This is a genomic window from Vibrio atypicus, assembly GCF_009811315.1.
GTDB lineage: Bacteria > Pseudomonadota > Gammaproteobacteria > Enterobacterales > Vibrionaceae > Vibrio > Vibrio atypicus.
This window is the reverse complement of sequence record NZ_BLID01000003.1, coordinates 352,352-370,931: the sequence shown is the minus strand read 5'-3', so window position 1 is coordinate 370,931 and position 18,580 is coordinate 352,352. Positions and strand designations below refer to the sequence as shown.

Genomic DNA, 18,580 nt, shown 5'->3' with positions numbered 1-18,580 from the left:
TATGGGGGACACAATGCAAGATAACGATATCTGGATTGTTGCAGCGAAAAGAACACCAATTGGTCGCTTTCAAGGGCTTCTGTCTCCTTATTCTTCTCCCCAACTTGGCGCTATGGCTATTCAAGCTGCACTTGAGCAGTCTGAAATCGATCAGCAATTGATCGACGAAGTCTACATGGGCTGTGTGCTACCGGCTGGTTGTGGGCAAGCGCCAGCTCGACAGGCTGCACTCGGTGCAAATCTAAGCCACTTCACTCCGTGTACCACAATCAATAAGGTCTGCGGTTCAGGAATGAAGTCGGTCATGTTGGCGAATGACGCGATTCGCTCTGGTTCAATTCAATGCGCAGTCGCTGGTGGTATGGAAAGCATGACGAATGCGCCATATCTACTGAAAGAGTCAAGAAGTGGTATGCGAATGGGCCATAAGACAACTTATGACCATATGTTTTTAGATGGCTTACAAGATGCTTATGGTGGTGACTTGATGGGCGTATATGGACAACGTATCGCAGATAAACTCAAGTTTACTCGGGAAGAGATGGATGAGTGGGCAGTCGGTTCGATCGACAAAGCTCTGAGTGCTCAAAAGGAGAGGATGTTTGCAGATGAGCTCTCTCCATTGGTTCTAAACTCCGGAGCATTGATGGATTATGACGAACAACCATCGAGTGTTGATCCTGCAAAGATCCCTAAGTTAAAACCCGCATTTTCAAGCGATGGTACGGTCACAGCTGCGAATTCAAGCGCTATATCTGATGGTGCTGCGGCTCTGGTGCTAGTTCACCCTCATATCGCTATTCAACAAGAGTTAAAACCTTTGGCTGTGATCAAAGGGCATACGACTCATGCTCGCGCTCCTGAAGAGTTTACACTTGCGCCTGTATTTGCAATTGAGCAGCTCCTCTCTCAACTCGACTGGTCAGTAAGTGAAGTGGATTTGTGGGAAATAAACGAAGCTTTTGCTGTCGTTACGCAGATAGCGGTGACGCAGCTTGGGTTAGATGCAAGCAAGGTCAACATTAAGGGCGGTGCTTGTGCATTAGGGCATCCTATTGGTGCCAGTGGAGCAAGAATTTTAGTGACTTTGATCCACAGCTTACGTCAGCTACAAAAACTTGGAGTCAATGGCGACTCAAACCAAAAAAAGGTAATGCGAGGTATTGCTTCACTGTGTATTGGCGGTGGTGAGGCAACGGCAATTGGAATTGAAATCCCGCTATAGAGAGAAGGAAATCATTATGACGGAGTCTGTCCCTTTATTTGTTGCAGGTGAGTTTTGTCAGTCTCAAACCAAACAATGGATTGATGTCACCAATCCCGCGACCAATGAGGTAATCGCTAAAGTCCCCTGTGCTACAGAGTATGAGATGCAGAAAGCGATAGAAAATGCGTCAGAGGTTTTTCAAAGCTGGAAAGAAGTCGCAGTATCGGATCGTGCTCGTGTGATGTTGAAGTACCAACACTTACTTAAAGAACATCATGACGAGCTGGCAGAGCTTCTCTCTAAAGAGACCGGAAAGATCATTGTTGATGCGAAAGGCGACGTGTGGCGCGGCATAGAAGTGGTTGAACAAGCTGCGAACATTGCGAGCAACATGATGGGAGAAACGGTCGAAAATGTCGCGACCAACATTGATAGCTACTCCATGATCCAACCGTTAGGTGTCTGTTGCGGCATTACGCCTTTTAACTTTCCGGCCATGATTCCCTTGTGGATGTTCCCCCTTGCAATAGCCGCAGGTAACACTTTCATATTGAAACCCTCTGAGCAGGTCCCCCTTACCGCAATGCGTTTAGCTCAGTTATTTGAACAAGCAGGAGCGCCAAAAGGTGTGCTCCAGATCATTCATGGCGGTAAAGCTCAAGTGGATTTTCTTTTGGAACATAAAGACGTTCGAACCGTATCTTTTGTAGGCTCTGTTCCTGTGGCTGAGTACATTTATCACACGGGGACGCGTCATAATAAGCGAGTTCAAGCCTTTGCAGGCGCAAAAAACCATATGGTCGTGATGCCTGATGCGAACAAAGACCAAGTTATCAATAATCTCGTTGGGTCATCGGTCGGGGCTGCGGGTCAAAGGTGCATGGCGATATCGGTCGCGGTGTTTGTCGGTGATTCAAAGCAGTGGATAGGTGAACTTAAAACTGCAATAGCCAACATGAAACCGGGCGCATGGAATGACGACAACGCTGCCTATGGCCCTTTGATCAGTCAAGCGGCAAAAGAACGTGTATTGAATCTTATCAATGAAGGGAAAGCACAAGGTGCGGTGTGTGAGCTCGATGGTTCGGATTGCCAAGTTGAGGGGCTCCCAAGTGGGAATTGGGTTGGCCCGACATTGTTTAGCGGTGTAACGACCGATATGTCCATTTACCAACAAGAAATTTTCGGACCTGTGCTTATCTGTTTAGAGGTGGATTCATTGGATGAAGCAATTGCGCTTATCAATAATAATCCTTACGGAAACGGCACTTCGATCTTTACTGCAAACGGTGCGGCAGCGCGAAAATACCAACATGAAATTCAAGTCGGGCAAGTGGGAATCAATGTGCCTATTCCAGTGCCTTTACCGTTCTTTTCGTTTACCGGTTGGAGAGGTAGCTTTTATGGCGATCTTCACGCGTATGGAAAACAGGCAGTACGTTTTTATACAGAAACCAAAACCGTTACCTCGCGTTGGTTTGACGATGATATTCCGACCGGACCAAATTTGACCATACAGCTCAAGTAAAGGAGTGGAATATGGATTTTGAGTTGAATGAAGATCAGCGCGCGTTTGCTGAGACTGCTGAGCAATTTTCCTTAGAGAAGCTAGCGCCGATGGCAGCGACTTGGGACGAGGAGCAGATCTTTCCCAAAGATGTGTTGAGGGAGGCGGGCGAGCTTGGTTTTATGAGTTTATATGCGCCAGAAGATCATGGTGGATTGGGGCTAAGTCGCTTGGATTCATCCATTATATTTGAGCAACTTTCTATGGGTTGCACCTCTACGACCGCCTATATGACGATTCATAATATGGTGACATGGATGGTGGCCTCTTTTGCGACCGAATCCGTTAAGCAGGCTTATTGCGATAAGTTGGTTACTGGTGAATGGCTGGGATCATACTGCCTTACAGAGCCTAATGCGGGTTCAGATGCCGCTTCGCTGACGACAACGGCAGTCAAAAACGGTGATCACTATATTATCAACGGTTCTAAAGCGTTTATCTCAGGTGCGGGAGAAACGGATGTCCTCGTTGTCATGGCAAGAACAAGTGATAACGGCGCTAAAGGTATTTCTGCTTTCGTTGTACCTACTGATATTCAAGGAATCAGTTATGGCCGTAAAGAGCCTAAAATGGGTTGGAATAGTCAGCCAACGCGTTCGATTATTTTTGAAAATGTTTCCATTCCAGTCGAGAACCTATTGGGACATGAAGGTGAGGGGTTTACCTTCGCAATGAAAGGGCTTGATGGAGGTCGTATTAATATTGCGACCTGCTCAGTCGGAACCGCGCAGCAAGCACTGAATCAAGCGACACAATACATCCAAGAACGTAAACAATTTGGCCAAAACTTGTCTCAATTTCAAGGGTTGCAGTTTCGACTCGCCGATATGGCAACCGAACTTGTCGCAGCACGACAACTGGTTCGATTGGCGGCGAGTAAACTCGATCGTAACGATCCTGAAGCAACGGCCTATTGCGCGATGGCAAAACGTTTTGCGACCGATATAGGCTTCAAAATCTGTGATCAAGCACTTCAGCTCTATGGTGGTTATGGTTACATCAAAGAGTATCCGATGGAGCGCTATTTCAGAGACGTTCGAGTTCATCAGATTCTTGAAGGCACCAATGAAATTATGCGTTTAATCATTGCTCGTCGCTTGTTAGCGGAAGGTTCGCAAATTCTCTAGAGGATTTCACTATGTCATCTCAACAAGGTGCCATTGAGCACTACATCAAAAACCATGTTGCAGTTATTACTATGAATAACCCACCAGCGAATACATGGACGAAACAAAGCTTACAAGAGCTGAAAGAATTGATTGGCACTCTCAATGATAATCGTGATGTTTATGCCTTGGTGATCACGGGGCAGGGGGAGAAGTTCTTCTCAGCGGGTGCTGATCTTAATCTATTTGCATCTGGAGATAAGGCCGTAGCTGTTGATATGTCACGTTGTTTTGGTGACGCGTTTGAAGCGCTTTCTGATTTTCGTGGTGTGTCTATCGCAGCTATAAATGGTTATGCGATGGGAGGAGGGCTCGAGGTCGCATTAGCTTGCGATATTCGGATTGCAGAAAACCAAGTTGTTATGGCCTTACCTGAAGCTAAAGTAGGTCTATTGCCTTGTGCGGGCGGGACTCAAAACTTAACCGCATTAGTCGGTGAAGGTTGGGCTAAACGAATTATTTTATGTGGAGAGCAAGTCTCTGCAGCGCAAGCTATGCAAATCCGGTTAATAGAAGAGGTTGTTGACAAAGGTGCTTCTATAACCCGCAGCATTGAGTTAGCAGAGCAAGTCGCGAATCAATCTCCCACTTCAGTCACTGCCTGCAAATCTTTGATTCAGAATATGCGTACACATCCAATTGCCCACGGTTTAGTTAAAGAGCGAGAGCTATTCATTCAATTGTTCGATACGCAAGATCAGCAAGAGGGCGTCACCGCATTTTTGGAAAAGCGTCCGCCACAATGGAAAAACAGTTAGGAGGCACTATGGACGGCATAGTTCATTTCACAGAGCTGCCTTGTAGTGATAGCCAGCATAAAATCGGCGTCGCAAGACTCGATAATGCGGCTTCGCTAAACGCACTTACATTTGACATGTTAATAGAACTAAAACAACAGCTTGAAGTCTGGCAAGAAGATGATGATCTGATTTGTGTGCTGTTGGAAGGTGAAGGACAAAAGGCATTTTGTGCAGGTGGAGATGTACGCACAATGCATGATGTTATGCGCGATCAATCGCCTCAGCAAATTCAAACATTTTGCAGCACCTATTTTACCGTCGAATACCAATGTGATTACCTTATTCATACCTATTGCAAGCCAATAATCGCATGGGGTGAGGGCATTGTTATGGGCGGTGGAATGGGGCTTTACATGGGGTCTAGTCATAAAGTGGTGACACCGACTTCTCGTCTTGCGATGCCCGAAATCACGATTGGATTGTACCCTGATGTTGGTGGGACATGGTTTCTTAATCGGTTAGAAGACGGCATTGGGCTGTTTCTAGGACTGACTGGCGTTATGGTTAATGCCACTGATGCATTAGGTATCCACTTGGCTGATCATTTGGTGTTACCCGAGCACAAATCGACATTAATCGAACAGTTGCAGATTGCTGACTGGACGTGTGTGGATGATACCTACGAGGTGGTCACGGAACTGTTGGAGAATTTTGCTGAAGAGCTTAACGAAAGGCAGCCCGAATCGCAGTTAAAACCATTCTATCCCCAAATTGAAGAGGCATGTCAGGCGGATAGCCTGCTCCAAGTCGTTGACGGAATTATGGCCATCAAAGGCGATAGCCAGTGGCTAAGAACCGCGCAAAGTAATTTAAAGCTAGGTAGTCCAATTAGTGCTCACCTTTGCTATCAGCAAATCACCAAGCACGGTCATTTGTCGCTGGCTGATTGTTTTCGACTCGAGCTTTCACTTTCAGTGCGTTGCAGTTTGGAAGGTGAGTTCCGTGAAGGTGTTCGCGCTCGTCTTATTGACAAAGACGGTGAACCCGATTGGAAGTACACAAGTATCGCGTTGGTTGACGATGACTTTATTGAACATATGTACACCTCACTTTGGAGTGAGAGCGAACACCCATTAGCACAACTCGGGCATTACTGATTGAGAGTAAAAGGAAAGCAACATGACAACAATAGCGTTTATTGGATTGGGAAATATGGGTGCACCTATGGCAAAAAACTTGCTGAAAGCAGGGTGCAAAGTTCAGGTGTTTGATCTTGTTGAAGAGGCCATGCTGGAGTTGGAATCATACGGTGCGATCGTGACTAAATCGGTCAATGATGCAGTCAAACAAGCGAATGCGGTCGTTACTATGTTACCTGCTGGTGAACATGTACGGGCGGTTTATTTGGGCGATCACTCTGGAGGTCCGGGTTTATTAGAGCTAGTCGAGCCTGGAACACTTCTTATTGATTCATCAACCATTGATCCAGAATCCGCGAGAATTGTTGCCAAACATGCTGACGACAAAGGTTTTGAATTTGTGGATGCTCCGGTGTCAGGTGGTGTAGCTGGAGCCGCAGCGGGAACATTAACGTTTATCGTGGGTGGTAATGACAGAGCTTTTGACCGTGCAGAGCAAGTTTTAAAGCATATGGGGAAAAACATTTTCCACGCGGGCAAAGCGGGTGATGGACAGATGGGTAAAATCTGTAACAACCTTATGCTTGGGATCTTGATGTCGGGAACGTGTGAAGCACTCAATCTAGGGATTGATAACGGGCTTGATCCTAAAGTGCTCTCAAGCATCATGCTGCAAAGTTCCGGTAGAAACTGGGCTCTAGAGTTGTATAACCCTTGCCCTGGTGTGATGGAAAACGCGCCAGCGAGCAATCATTATCAGCCAGGCTTCATGAGTAAATTGATGCTCAAAGATTTGGGCTTAGGTTTAGATTCTGCGTCTAAAAGTCAATCTTCTGTCCCGATGGGCGCATTAGCTAGAAACTTATATGCATTCCACAATGCTGCTGGCAATGAAGAACTGGATTTTTCGAGCTTATTCGAGTTCTACCAAAAAAATAGTGGAGGCTAATGATGGAGCTGAAACAGAGTGTAATTGCTATCACAGGGGCAGGGAGAGGTTTAGGCCAAATGATGGCTATTACTTTAGCTCATGCTGGTGCGGAGCTTGCGCTAATAGATGTAGATGAAGACGCGCTAGTCGACACAAAAAAGCAGTGCAATATGTTAGGCGTTAAAGCGTTGTCATATGGAGTCGATATCACGAAAGAGAATGACGTCGAACGCACCTTTAGTGACATTGTCACTGATTTTGGCCAATTGAATGGGCTAGTCAATAATGCAGGCATATTGAGGGATGGCTTATTGGTTAAAGTGAAAGAGGGGGAGGTATCAAAACTCTCTTTAGAACAGTTTAATTCCGTCATCAATGTAAATTTAACGGGTACATTTTTATGTGGTCGAGAAACTGCACTACAAATGATTAATGGTGGACATAAAGGCGTGATCATCAACATATCAAGTGTTGCACGAGCCGGTAACATAGGTCAGTCCAATTACGCTGCTTCAAAAGCTGCTGTTGCGACATTAGCGATGACTTGGGGAAAGGAGTTAGCGCGCTATGGAATTCGCGCTGCAGCTATTGCTCCGGGCGTTATAGAAACCGACATGACAAGGCAGATGAAGCCTGTCGCAAGAGAGCGACTAGAAAAGATGGTACCAGTAGGAAGGATGGGGCAAGCGCAAGAAATCGCAGAAACCGTAAAGTTCATCTTTGAAAATGAATACGTCAACGCTCGGGTGTTTGAGGTTGATGGTGGTATCTCTATGTAATTACTAAGTTTGTATCTAAAGGTTCACTTTTCGTATAACTATTTTCAATGAATTAATCGAAAAGTTGCACAAGCGTGCTTACACTTATAGCACTCTTTGCATAATAAAATAACGTTGGTTGGCGATTTTCCTCTAATTCTAAATACAGGGAAGGATTACCTGTAAGAGGTTATCGTTATGAAAATTGCTACAAAAATCGTAGCGGCGTCTACGTTGCTGTGTACCTTGGCAGTTATTGCTACGGGTGTCATTGTTGGGTGGCGTGCATCTACTTTGTCTGAGAGTGCTCTTTACCAGAGAGCATCAGAACAATTGATCTCCGTTCGAGAAATAAAGAAAAACGAAATAGAGCTTTACTTCGATCAAATTCGAGGCCAGCTAATAACAACGTCAAATTCTGTTGGGGTTCAAGACGCGATGCTTGCGTTTAGCGAGACGTTTAAAAGCTACCCAGTAGAGCAAGTCTCTTCAAGTGATGTCGGCGTGCTGAAACAGTATTATCAATCTCAATTTGGTTCTACTTATCGTTCAGCGAATGGCGGCCAATCTGCCAACGAGTTACAAAAACTCAATATGCTCTCTCCAAAAGCAAAAGCCTTGCAAGCACGCTATATTGGTGTGAACCCTAATCAATTAGGGGATAAACACCAATTGATGGCTGATAGCTTAAATACCCCTTATGACAAGGTACATGCTAAGTTCCACCCAAGCGTTAAAGGCTTTTTGGAAGAGTTTGGCTACTACGATATCTTTATGGTTGATACCGAAGGTAACGTTATCTATTCCGTATTCAAAGAACTTGATTATGCGACGAATCTAAAAAGTGGGCCCTACGCAAATAGTGGAATCGCTAAAGCGTTTGCGAATGCACTTAATCTAGGAGCGAACCAATTTCATCTTGAAGACTTCGCGCCCTACTACCCATCTTATCAGGCGGCCGCTTCTTTCATCGCAACGCCGGTGAAAAAAGGCAACGAAACACTTGGTGTTTTGATTTTTCAAATGCCAGTCGACAAGATCAACATGATCATGACGTTTAATGGCAATTGGAGCAACGCAGGTTTAGGCGCAAGTGGTGAAAGTTACTTGATTGGCCCAGATAGTCTATTGCGAAGTGAATCGCGATTTTTGATTGAAGATCCAGGGAACTACTATAAAGCGATGCAAGACTCTGGAATGAGCTCTGCGATTTTGGAGCAGATTAAAGGTAAGTCGTCTGCAATTGGCCGCCAATCGGTCTCTACCACTACGTCGCAGCAAGCTCTAAAAGGGCGAAGCGGCTCCGAAATTGTATTTGATTATCGCGGTGTTGAAGTTTTATCAGCGTATTCTCCGGTTAATGCGGCGGGTCTAGCGTGGGGGATTGTCACAGAGATAGACAAAGATGAAGCCCTAAAAGACGTTGGGACTTTAGTTAACACCATGATCATGACCGTATTGACGAGTATTGTTGTCATCGTTTTCATCGCGATGGTTATTTCATATTTCTTGGGTAAAAGCATCGCGTGGCCAATTCGAATGGCAAGCGAGAAAATCCAACAAATCAGCAGAGATAATGATCTGACGGAACGCTTAGTTGAAAGTGGTAAAGATGAAATGACCGATTTGGCAATCTCATTAAACGGGCTGTTTGCACACTTACAAGGAATTATTGGTAAGTTTGCTCTTGCTACGGAAAACCTTAATGCAAATACCAACACAATGACAGGTAACATGAACAGTACGCGTGCTTCTGTCGATGATCAAAACCAACGCACAGATTCTGTTGCTACCGCGGTGAACCAAATGAGCGCATCAATCGCAGAAGTTGCGCAGTTTGCGACTCGCGCTGCTGAATTTGTAAAAAACGCAAATGATACAGGTAGCGAAGGTGTTGATATCGGACGTAACTTGGGGCTTGAGATATCCAAGCTAAATGAAGAGATGCAAACTGCCGTTGAAGCCATAGGTCGATTAAACAATGAAACCAATTCGATTGCTGAGGTTCTCGATGTAATCCAAGGCATTGCTGAACAGACAAATCTATTGGCGCTAAACGCAGCGATTGAAGCGGCTCGAGCAGGAGAGCAAGGGCGAGGGTTTGCTGTAGTGGCAGATGAAGTGAGATCATTAGCAGGCCGAACTCAATCATCCACAGAAGAGATCCGAAACAAGATTGAATCACTGCAAAAAGAGACCAACGAAGTTTCAAAAAGCATTGAGCACGCGAACTCTACGGTTTCGAAAGGGGTGGATACCTGTAATGAGAATACCGGAATGTTGGAACAAATTGTTGCAATGCTAACAGAGTTAAACGAAATGAACGTTCAGATTGCAGCGGCAACCGAGGAGCAGCGCGCAGTGACGGATGAGATTAGCGGCAGTATTACATCCATATCTGATGCATCGTCTTCGGTATCGGGCCAAGTCAATGATGTGGATGATGTACTTCAGGGGCTCGCTGTTCAGGCTCAAGACCTCAACCAAGAAGTCGCGCAATTTAAGTATTAGCGCGACTAACACAACCTTTTTTGCTTTGTTTGGCTTGGTACATATCTTTGTCAGACAAAGCAATAAGCTCATCTAAGCTGTGACTATGATGAGTCGTTTTCAAGCAATAACCAATGCTTAAACTTGTGTTGCTGAGTTCTATATTGCTGTCTGCAATGGACTGATAGGAATTTGAGATCTGACTGACTATCTGTTCGACATCAGATTCGTTGCGTAAAACACTGGCAATAACAAACTCATCGCCACCCAGTCTTGCAATCACGTCATTCTCATGAGCAGAAAGTTTAATCGCCTGTGCTAGTGCTGAAATACAATAATCTCCCGCATCATGGCCATGCTGGTCGTTGACGAGTTTAAGGTTGTCAATGTCGATATATAGAATGGCGATAGTTTGATTGTTGAAATTAGCATCTTTAAGCTTTTGCGCTGCCGCGAGACCAAAGCCTCTACGGTTCAATAAACCTGTTAGCTCATCTTTTGTCGCCAATTCTTTCATTTCTTGTAACTGACAGCTTTTCTCTATATCCGATTCAACCAAGCGAGCCATTTGGTTCAATAGTGTTGTGAGTGTTTTAGGATACTCAGTTGGTTTGGTGTCGATGACACAGATGGTGCCAAACATATCGCCGTTAGGCCAATGAATCGGAATACCACAATATGAACGGACTGGCCCTTCACATACTGCTGGCGCGTTTCGCCAAAAGTCGTCACTAATCGGGTATGGGACATAGAGCTCCTGATTAGTTTCCATTATGTGCCGACAAAAACTCTTCATCTCCCAAGGCCATTTTGTGTCCGGTGGCAGGAAGTTTTCTTGATTAGAGCTAGAAACAACGACATTAAATTCTTGTTGTCGAAACTGGACAATCGCTCCGGTTGATGACTGATAAAGTTCGGAAAGCAAATCCACAATTTCTTGCCATTTAGATAGATCGACAAGCTCCGTGCGGTACTTTTTTAGACACAGTTGACTATCAAGCATAGATATCACCTAAAAGTATGTGGTTATTCATAGTTAATAATAGGATGGTTTATCGTCCAAATTCCTTCTAATTAACACTTTTTATCTCCGATTCAATATCATAGACTGTTTTTTTCAAGTAGTTAGTAGTGAATAAGCAAATGGAATTGAAATCATTTATCGAAAAATTAAATACTCAGCCTAAATCAGTCGATTTTGAACAAACGATGGCAGTGATTGACGCAAACTATGAGTTTTCCCCAACATCGTTTACTAACGGGAAAACGCACAATGAAGCGGGTCAAAACAGCGGTTCTTGTAAGATTTTCGCATTCGGTTTACTCAATGAGCTTGATGTTGATGCGACGCTTGCATGTTTTGGTCGCTTTTACCGTGAGGATGTTCTTGGTAATCCTGAAGGTAACGATCACGCCAATATTCGTAATTTCATGGAGTCTGGTTGGGGTGGAGTAAAGTTTGATTCACCCGCTTTAACTATTAAATAGGCAAGCTAACGCAGTTTCTTTAGGAGAAATGGGAATGACGAACGTCGAACTTGAAAAGTACTTGGATAAATTTATGTGTGCGGAATCAGGCTATCCGTTTGGACCAGACGCACTGGTGTTTAAAGTAAAAGGTAAGATGTTCGCCATTTTGGCTCAAAGAGAAGGGCGAGAGTACGTAACGGTTAAAGTAAAACCTGAAGATGGAGAGGTTCTGACGTCTCAATTTGCCGATATTACGCCGGGATACCACACTAATAAGCGACATTGGGTCACGGTGTATTATCCTGGTGATGTGGAAGAGGGATTAATTCATGATCTCTGTGAGCGTTCATATGAGCTCGTGGTAAGTAAATTACCGAAAGCTCAGCGTGAGTTGTTGGCGGGTGGCTCAGGTAAGAGTGCTTAAAAATTATCGCATTAGATCAAACAAACAGCTATTTGATGTAATTGTCGGCAAACAAACAAAAAACTGAGATTTTTGTTTGACTCTCTACGCTCAATCCGTAAAGTATGCAGCGAACGCAAGGGCAAGAGCCTAAAGCGTTGAAAGAAAAGGGCGCCTTGGCAGAGTGGCTATGCAGCGGATTGCAAATCCGTGGACCTCGGTTCGATTCCGGGAGGCGCCTCCATTTTCTTTATCCAAATTTTAGATGGTGTTTATCTCATTAAACGGCATCACAAAGTAATTTGTGTGCCCTGGTGGTGGAATTGGTAGACACAAGGGATTTAAAATCCCTCGACGTTCGCGTTGTGCCGGTTCAAGTCCGGCCCGGGGCACCATCTATTCGCTCAGATATAGCATATTAATTTAGGCGCCTTGGCAGAGTGGCTATGCAGCGGATTGCAAATCCGTGGACCTCGGTTCGACTCCGGGAGGCGCCTCCATTATCGAAAAGCCCCGACAGAAATGTCGGGGCTTTTTCGTTTTACTCGGAATACTGAAAATAGAAAGCCCAGCTAAAAACTGGGCTTTCTGTCGTTAGTTAGTGTTCATTATGATAAGCTCTTTCCCATCTGTGACAAAGGTTTGATAACCGTCTCCGGATACATCGATCTCACTATAGATAGTGTTGTAGTCACCTGAAGCATCACCACTAAAGTGTTCCGAACCATCTACGTTATAAATATAGAGATCTTTCGGACCATAATAGTTAGCTGTAGATAAATGGATGCGGTTGTTTTCACTTAAGGCAACACCTGCTGTATACCCGTCAGAAACGAACCTACTCACTACCGACATGCTGTTAACTTCAAGTCCAACTAACGAGCCACCCACAGGGTAGACAATACTGCCGTCATTATTAACCGCTAAACTTGAAATAAACGAACCAGTACCATGAGGAGCCGTTCCTACTAGCTCAACTTTTACGTCATCCAAATAGCTGTTGTAGTTAAATTCATAACAATGGAGTGTGTAAGGAGAAAGGCCAGACTCTGACGCACAAAAACGGTTGGCAAATAAGCTAACAGCGATGTGATCGTCACTTTGATACCAAGCCTCATAAGAGTTCCAATGACCGTCTCCTCGCATTGTGTAGCGCTTGCCTGTTTGAGCATCATAAACATTCCCTCCAGGGGCAAGGATGGTTACTTTACCAGAAGGTTCTGCGAGTTCAAACATGTCCGCAAGGCCATCGTGACCAACCCAGACACTATGAAGAGAGTGTGTTTCTAGATTGAAAATAGCGATGCTATTGCCGTCAATACCACTATATAACCAGCGACCATCTTCGCTGACTTTGATGTCTCCGAACCTATGAGTACCACCAATTTCAAGCCCTGCAACATAGTCAAGAGAATGAGTGTGATAGATGCTAATCTCTGCTGAGTCGTTCAACCCATCACTGATGTAGACATAAGGCTTCACCGGATCTGCAACGATATTGTGATACTCACCGGTGATCGTACTTTTGCTCATAGGATCGTTTTCATCGACCCATAACGTGACTTTAATGCTTTCGCTATTAGCAATCGTATTGTCGTCTGCAGCAACGAATACCTCGGCTTGATGCAACGTACGTAAATCTAACCCGTCGACATTTGCTTCAATTCTCAGCTTATCAGAGGTGGATCCTGAAGATGTAATGGTTAACCAACTTGCAGAGGTGGTTGCAGTCCACTGTGTCTCTTTAAGATTGTAACTATCGAGAATATCGAGTTCAGCAGACAGTCGACTTTGAGTTGGGAATTTAGTGAATGAAACGCCTCTATCGGGAATTAATAGTGCGTGACGTGAAGCGAGTACGTTGACATCGAAGCTACTCTCAACAGTATGAACACCAACCTGCGTAGATAGGTTAACCGTAAATGTATTCTGTCCTTCAGAAATATTATCAACTGACGTTAAATCGATATCTAACGTTTTCATTGCTGACGTGGCGTAAACAGTAGAGGTATCAAAAATCGCAGGTGCTGAAACCGTGACTGGGTACGAGCGAATGCCTGTATTTAAGCTAATGTCGATATTGTTTGATGAGCGCTCTACACCATCTGAGATATCAAACGTTAGGCTCTCCTTAGACAGAGTAAATTCAGGCAAGGAGAAATCCGAAGTAATATTAATAATGGTTTCGCTACCATCAGAACGATCAACGAGCTTTAGAGGTATCGAATGAACGCCTTGTGGGAGATTAAAGTCATTGATTGACAGTTCGACAGTGGTATCACCGTTTCCAGAGCGTTGATTAACCGCAAGCCAGCTGCCTTCATTTAATAGTAACCAGTCGATATTTGTGCCAGTTATAACGAGTTGCTTAATATCATTTACTGATGAACCAATCGTATGATTTAAGCTCACACTTGATAAGTTGGCTTTGAGTTTGTCATGACGAGTTGGGTCTAACGGGTAATGATCATTGATATCGAGTACACCGTCATTGTCGTCATCAGTATCTTGATTGTTGCCAATGCCATCACCATCTGTGTCTAATATAGGCTCAGTAGGCTCAGTAGGCTCAGTAGGTTCGGTTGGTGTTGTTCCGTTGTCGCCACTTCCTTCTTCATTGCCGTCGTTATCATTACCATTGTTTGTGCCGTCACCATTATCGGGTTCGATAACTGGAGATGTGAGGTTAGTTAACTCAATCACTTCTCCATTTTGGACACGGCGAACGACGCCAACGTTTTCCGCAAACCAAAGTTCAACATTCCATGGTATCTCAAAATAGTAGCCGTCAATTGTTGAACTTATCGTTAGATCAAGGGTGACATGGGTTGCGTTGAACGTACCGTAGGGAACCGTGATGTTCTCTGTTCCATTAACAATACTAGTTCCATACACACTAATCGGGTTACTGCCATAAGTCGGTTGAATGTTGGCAGTCCCAGATGTTGATAGACTTTGGAGAGTTCGACTACTATTGCCAACCAATTGCATTGAGTCGTTAAAGCGAAAGTCGATTCTAAAATTACCAACGCCTGAAACCGAAGTAGAAGGTGAGTAAAAGCCCGCAAACGAAATGCTATCTTCAGTAGCGATAAAGTACTCTTTGCCACCTGTAGGGTAGTTTAAGACTTGCGCAGTTTGACCGCCTATTTGAGTGGTAGTTGCGTATGTGCCTTCGGAACTATCACTGTAATACCACCTCATTTCACTGGAAGTTGGTAGCAAGCTGTTTGGCGAATTAGGGGCGATAGGTTGAGGTTTGGTATTGTCACTGCTGCCTCCGCCGCCACCACAAGCGGATAGAGTTAACGCGCACACAAGCATCAAGCCATTGCGCAGTAAATTATTTGAGGTTGAACCTCGTCGACTAGACGTCGAACCATTAAGCCAGTCCAAGCTAAACACTCCATATTTGTTAATTCGGCACAAGTCTATAATTTGGCTGGATTTATTGGGTGTTTTAACAAATTAATCTCGACTTACTTGGCATATTGTAGGTGAATGTTTTATTACTATGCGATATGTCTCGCATATGGTGGTGGCTGGGTTGCATTTAGAGTTTTATGTCTAGCTTAACTCATTGTTTATATTCGAAGATAATTTGTATTTCTATGGAGGTGTTGTTGTGCCAGATGCCGAGAGTTTGCAACCAAAAGGCGCCTTCATCATAATGAACCTTTTTACACTTATCTAAGCTGTTAATTACGTGATGTTTTCTGGTTAAACAGTGTACATTTAGCTGAAAAGTAAAATAATTGTTCCAATGAATGGAATCTAGACATAATGAAAAAACACTTACTGGCTGTATCGATTGCCGCGTCAATGGCGTTTCCCTTTCTTACTCACGACGTTCAAGCTAATTCTGTAGCTTGGGATCAACAAGATCAAGAATGGCTAACCCAAGAGACTGAACATTTTTTAATTCATTTCCGTTCAGAACATCAAGAGCAAGCCAATCGCTCTTTGGACCTTGCCGAACAAGTTCATAAAGAACTGACACCGTTTTTTGGCTACCAACCTAAAGAAAAAACTGAAATCGTTTTAGTTGATGAATTCGACTATTCAAACGGGTGGGCAACTGTTATCCCTTATCCGCAAATTCGACTCTATATGAGCCCGCCCGATGAAGTTAACAGCTTAGAAACTAACGACGAATGGTTGCACCTACTGATTCGCCATGAATACGTACATATTTTGCACTTAGAGATGGGAAGTGGTGCTCCTGAGTTCTTGCGAAATATTTTTGGACGCAACGTTTTACTGTATCCACACGCATTAACGCCTTCCATGATGGTTGAAGGATTAGCGGTTTATTTAGAAACGAATAAAGAGCTAGGCTACGGGCGTTTACAAGGTTCCAGCTATCCGATGGAGATGCGCATGGAAGTCGCGTCTGGTGAAATAAAAGACCTTAACCAAGCGGTAGTAGCAAGTAAGCATTTTCCTTTAGGTTATCAATATTTATATGGTGCGTATTTTGTTGACTATCTTGTGGCTCAATATGGGGAAGAAAAAGTACAAAAATTCCTCGCAGATTATAGTCACCGTTTAGTCCCATTTTTCCTGCTTAACCGCACCGCTACAAATACTTTCGGCGAGTCGCTTGAAGACCTTTGGCCTAAATTTCAAGAGTACCTGACTGAACGATTTTCTAAACAGATCGCATCACTGGAAGCGACGCGTATATCTGGTATTGCTTTGAATGAAACGGTTCCATTTCTTCAAGTTTCGACATCGGATCCAAGCGGCGGAATTTTGGTGAATCAGCGAAACGGCGAAGACAGGAATGAAATTGTCGCTTATCGCACTGACTCAAAGAGCAAAAAGATTAAGGCGAGTAAAGGCATTGTGTCTATGGACGCACACTCTCAATCAGGGATAGTCGCATCGCGTCTTGTTCACTACGCTGATGGGCGAGGAATCACCGATCTATTTCTGCTTAACGACGGTAGTTGGAAACGACTGACAGAGCGCGAACGTTTTAGAGATGCACGTTGGTTACCAAACGGAAAACAATTGGTTGCGAGTCGAAAGTTGGATGGCTTTAGCGAACTTTGGCTTGTCGATATTGAGTCGCCCAAAGCAATGCAGCTAATTTGGCGTGGTAAAGAGAATGTCGTCATTGGGGGCTACGACGTCTCGCCTAATGGAAAGAGCTTGGTCGTAAGTGTTAAACGAGCGCAACAAGGTTGGAATCTAGAGCGTCTCGAACTATTAACTAGGCAATGGCAGAAGCTTACGCAAACTCGGTCGCTAGAAAATGCTCCAACCTACGTAGACGAAAATACCATTCTATTCAGTGCAGATTACGACGGCGTGTTTAACATCTATAAACATACGCTCTCATCGGGAAGTACCGAGCAACTTACGCGTGAAGTTGGCGGCGCCTTCGCACCAGAATGGTCTAAAGAGCATGGTCTGGTTTATCAGAGCTATGATAGTCAAGGATACACCTTACGCACTCTCAAGGAGCCAGTGCCACTGAGTCGAATTGAACTGTCACAATTGATCGCTGAGTATGACTATCCAAATCCGGCGTCTTCTTCTGTCCCTAAGAGTGAAGCAACGGAATACTCTCCGTGGGCGAGTTTACGACCTCGAACCTGGGTTCCCTTGTTTAGCTTAGATGAAAATCAATCATTAGCAGGCTTTGTCACTAACGGATCGGATGCTTTAGGTCGCCACAATTACATGCTCCATTTAGCTTGGGACACAGAGAATGATATAGGCCAGTATAACTTCAGCTATTCGTATGATAATCGATGGCTAGCAGCTATAAGTCGAAGTCATGACTTTTCAACATTTGAACAAAATGGAAGAGAGTCAAAGCGCATAGAACAAAGTGACAACGCTTTATTACAGCGGAGTCACATCTTTAATGCGTTTGAAGACCAATTTTCGTTATCTGCAGGCTTGTTCTGGGAAAAAGAAAGTGAAGTTCAAGCGCCAGACGCCGCGGTGAGCCCTTACATAGAGCGTGAAGAAACCTTGGTCGGTTTAGCTGCAAGTTACGATAACCGTGAAAGCTATCTAAATGTAATGGGCGTTGGCTGGGGTCATTATATCGATTTCACTGTGGAGACGAATGATCTATTGAGTAGTGACTATGAAGGAAACAAATACCAAGCTCAATGGCGTGGCACGTTTGATCTTCCTGGTCGTTCTACTTTAAGCCTGAGATTAGCTGGTGGTTATAGCGACCCTGGCGCTAAGCGTTTCCGTTTAGGTGGCAGTAGTAAGAGTGATGAAAATGCGTTATTTGGACGAGAAACTCAAGCGTTGAGAGGGTATGACGAAACTGTTCAGTTCGGCAATCACTACTTCACTCAACGTTTGGAGTTTACTTCATGGCTAGCGCGTGTAGAACGAAACTTGTGGCTCTGGCCAGTTGGGATAGGAGATGTTTCAGCGACTGTATTTGCCGATTCAGGAAGTGCTTGGAGTGACAAGAGTAACTATCAGGCACTCACAGGTGTTGGCTTATCGACGACATTTGAGATGAAGATGGGGTACAACCTTACGGTTCCGGTGACGATTGGCTACGCGAATGGTTTGGATGACAAGTTGGGTAAAGATCAGTTCTTTTTCTCTGTATCTGGAGACTTTTAATACTCGCTCTTGCACGTAGACATAAACTTATTGCACGTTTTTGGTGCAGCGCGAAAATTCAGCGCAGTTTAACTAGTTGATATAATGGGATATTAACAGC

General features: G+C 44.4%; 13 protein-coding genes and 3 tRNA genes. 14 read left to right on the top strand and 2 right to left on the bottom strand.

Going from position 1 to position 18,580, the window contains the following annotated elements:
- Positions 1–13 precede the first annotated feature (13 nt).
- The 8 genes from GVO60_RS08915 to GVO60_RS08880 all read left to right on the top strand — a co-directional run bounded on the left by GVO60_RS08915 (position 14) and on the right by GVO60_RS08880 (position 10,019).
- Positions 14–1,225 carry a thiolase family protein gene (locus GVO60_RS08915; RefSeq protein WP_159653042.1) on the top strand — a complete coding sequence of 404 codons (1,212 nt, stop codon included), beginning with the start codon at positions 14–16 and terminating at the stop codon, positions 1,223–1,225.
- A gap of 16 nt (positions 1,226–1,241) precedes the next feature.
- Positions 1,242–2,735: a CoA-acylating methylmalonate-semialdehyde dehydrogenase gene (locus tag GVO60_RS08910; protein WP_159653041.1), complete on the top strand. Its 1,494-nt coding sequence runs from the start codon at positions 1,242–1,244 to the stop codon at positions 2,733–2,735.
- Positions 2,736–2,746: 11 nt separating this feature from the next.
- A complete protein-coding gene (locus GVO60_RS08905) occupies positions 2,747–3,901 on the top strand; it encodes an acyl-CoA dehydrogenase family protein (RefSeq protein WP_159653039.1) in 1,155 nt (384 codons plus the stop codon).
- A gap of 11 nt (positions 3,902–3,912) precedes the next feature.
- Positions 3,913–4,698: an enoyl-CoA hydratase gene (locus GVO60_RS08900; RefSeq protein ID WP_159653037.1), complete on the top strand. Its 786-nt coding sequence runs from the start codon at positions 3,913–3,915 to the stop codon at positions 4,696–4,698.
- 8 nt (positions 4,699–4,706) lie between these two features.
- Positions 4,707–5,837: an enoyl-CoA hydratase/isomerase family protein gene (locus GVO60_RS08895; protein WP_159653035.1), complete on the top strand. Its 1,131-nt coding sequence runs from the start codon at positions 4,707–4,709 to the stop codon at positions 5,835–5,837.
- A gap of 22 nt (positions 5,838–5,859) precedes the next feature.
- Positions 5,860–6,768 carry a 3-hydroxyisobutyrate dehydrogenase gene (mmsB, locus tag GVO60_RS08890; protein WP_159653033.1) on the top strand — a complete coding sequence of 303 codons (909 nt, stop codon included), beginning with the start codon at positions 5,860–5,862 and terminating at the stop codon, positions 6,766–6,768.
- Between the two features lie 2 nt (positions 6,769–6,770).
- Complete coding sequence (locus GVO60_RS08885; protein ID WP_159653308.1) at positions 6,771–7,529, top strand: SDR family oxidoreductase; 759 nt, start codon at positions 6,771–6,773, stop codon at positions 7,527–7,529.
- Between the two features lie 177 nt (positions 7,530–7,706).
- On the top strand, positions 7,707–10,019 hold the full coding sequence (locus GVO60_RS08880; protein WP_159653031.1) for a methyl-accepting chemotaxis protein: 2,313 nt from the start codon (positions 7,707–7,709) through the stop codon (positions 10,017–10,019).
- Here GVO60_RS08880 and GVO60_RS08875 read toward each other — a convergent pair.
- Positions 10,009–11,001: a sensor domain-containing diguanylate cyclase gene (locus GVO60_RS08875; protein WP_159653029.1), complete on the bottom strand. Its 993-nt coding sequence runs from the start codon at positions 10,999–11,001 to the stop codon at positions 10,009–10,011. The two genes, GVO60_RS08880 and GVO60_RS08875, sit on opposite strands and share 11 nt — an antisense overlap.
- A gap of 140 nt (positions 11,002–11,141) precedes the next feature.
- On the opposite strand from GVO60_RS08875, the gene GVO60_RS08870 reads away from it, so the two are divergent.
- From GVO60_RS08870 to GVO60_RS08850, 5 genes are all read left to right on the top strand, one after another.
- The gene (locus GVO60_RS08870; RefSeq protein ID WP_159653018.1) at positions 11,142–11,486 is read left to right on the top strand and encodes a HopJ type III effector protein; all 345 of its coding nucleotides are present in this window, start codon (positions 11,142–11,144) and stop codon (positions 11,484–11,486) included.
- Positions 11,487–11,520: 34 nt separating this feature from the next.
- Positions 11,521–11,892 carry an MmcQ/YjbR family DNA-binding protein gene (locus tag GVO60_RS08865; RefSeq protein WP_159653016.1) on the top strand — a complete coding sequence of 124 codons (372 nt, stop codon included), beginning with the start codon at positions 11,521–11,523 and terminating at the stop codon, positions 11,890–11,892.
- Between the two features lie 149 nt (positions 11,893–12,041).
- Positions 12,042–12,115, top strand: a tRNA-Cys gene (locus GVO60_RS08860).
- A 64-nt stretch (positions 12,116–12,179) separates the two neighbouring features.
- Positions 12,180–12,266, top strand: a tRNA-Leu gene (locus GVO60_RS08855).
- Between the two features lie 31 nt (positions 12,267–12,297).
- Positions 12,298–12,371 (top strand) — tRNA-Cys (locus GVO60_RS08850).
- A gap of 94 nt (positions 12,372–12,465) precedes the next feature.
- Here GVO60_RS08850 and GVO60_RS08845 read toward each other — a convergent pair.
- Positions 12,466–15,267, bottom strand: coding sequence for a TapB family protein (locus GVO60_RS08845; protein WP_263971947.1), 2,802 nt, complete (start codon positions 15,265–15,267; stop codon positions 12,466–12,468).
- A gap of 387 nt (positions 15,268–15,654) precedes the next feature.
- Between GVO60_RS08845 and GVO60_RS08840 the strand changes: the two genes are divergently transcribed.
- The gene (locus tag GVO60_RS08840) at positions 15,655–18,480 is read left to right on the top strand and encodes a hypothetical protein (protein WP_159653014.1); all 2,826 of its coding nucleotides are present in this window, start codon (positions 15,655–15,657) and stop codon (positions 18,478–18,480) included.
- Positions 18,481–18,580: the final 100 nt, after the last annotated feature.

What these genes read in the sequence shown, in the direction of transcription:
- mmsB (WP_159653033.1), top strand. Translation starts at nt 5,860, where the DNA reads ATGACAACAATAGCGTTTATTGGATTGGGAAATATGGGTGCACCTATG.
- GVO60_RS08865 (WP_159653016.1), top strand. Translation starts at nt 11,521, where the DNA reads ATGACGAACGTCGAACTTGAAAAGTACTTGGATAAATTTATGTGTGCG.
- GVO60_RS08840 (WP_159653014.1), top strand. Translation starts at nt 15,655, where the DNA reads ATGAAAAAACACTTACTGGCTGTATCGATTGCCGCGTCAATGGCGTTT.
- GVO60_RS08915 (WP_159653042.1), top strand. Translation starts at nt 14, where the DNA reads ATGCAAGATAACGATATCTGGATTGTTGCAGCGAAAAGAACACCAATT.
- GVO60_RS08895 (WP_159653035.1), top strand. Translation starts at nt 4,707, where the DNA reads ATGGACGGCATAGTTCATTTCACAGAGCTGCCTTGTAGTGATAGCCAG.
- GVO60_RS08900 (WP_159653037.1), top strand. Translation starts at nt 3,913, where the DNA reads ATGTCATCTCAACAAGGTGCCATTGAGCACTACATCAAAAACCATGTT.
- GVO60_RS08880 (WP_159653031.1), top strand. Translation starts at nt 7,707, where the DNA reads ATGAAAATTGCTACAAAAATCGTAGCGGCGTCTACGTTGCTGTGTACC.
- GVO60_RS08885 (WP_159653308.1), top strand. Translation starts at nt 6,771, where the DNA reads ATGGAGCTGAAACAGAGTGTAATTGCTATCACAGGGGCAGGGAGAGGT.
- GVO60_RS08870 (WP_159653018.1), top strand. Translation starts at nt 11,142, where the DNA reads ATGGAATTGAAATCATTTATCGAAAAATTAAATACTCAGCCTAAATCA.
- GVO60_RS08905 (WP_159653039.1), top strand. Translation starts at nt 2,747, where the DNA reads ATGGATTTTGAGTTGAATGAAGATCAGCGCGCGTTTGCTGAGACTGCT.
- GVO60_RS08875 (WP_159653029.1), bottom strand. Translation starts at nt 11,001, where the DNA reads ATGCTTGATAGTCAACTGTGTCTAAAAAAGTACCGCACGGAGCTTGTC.
- GVO60_RS08910 (WP_159653041.1), top strand. Translation starts at nt 1,242, where the DNA reads ATGACGGAGTCTGTCCCTTTATTTGTTGCAGGTGAGTTTTGTCAGTCT.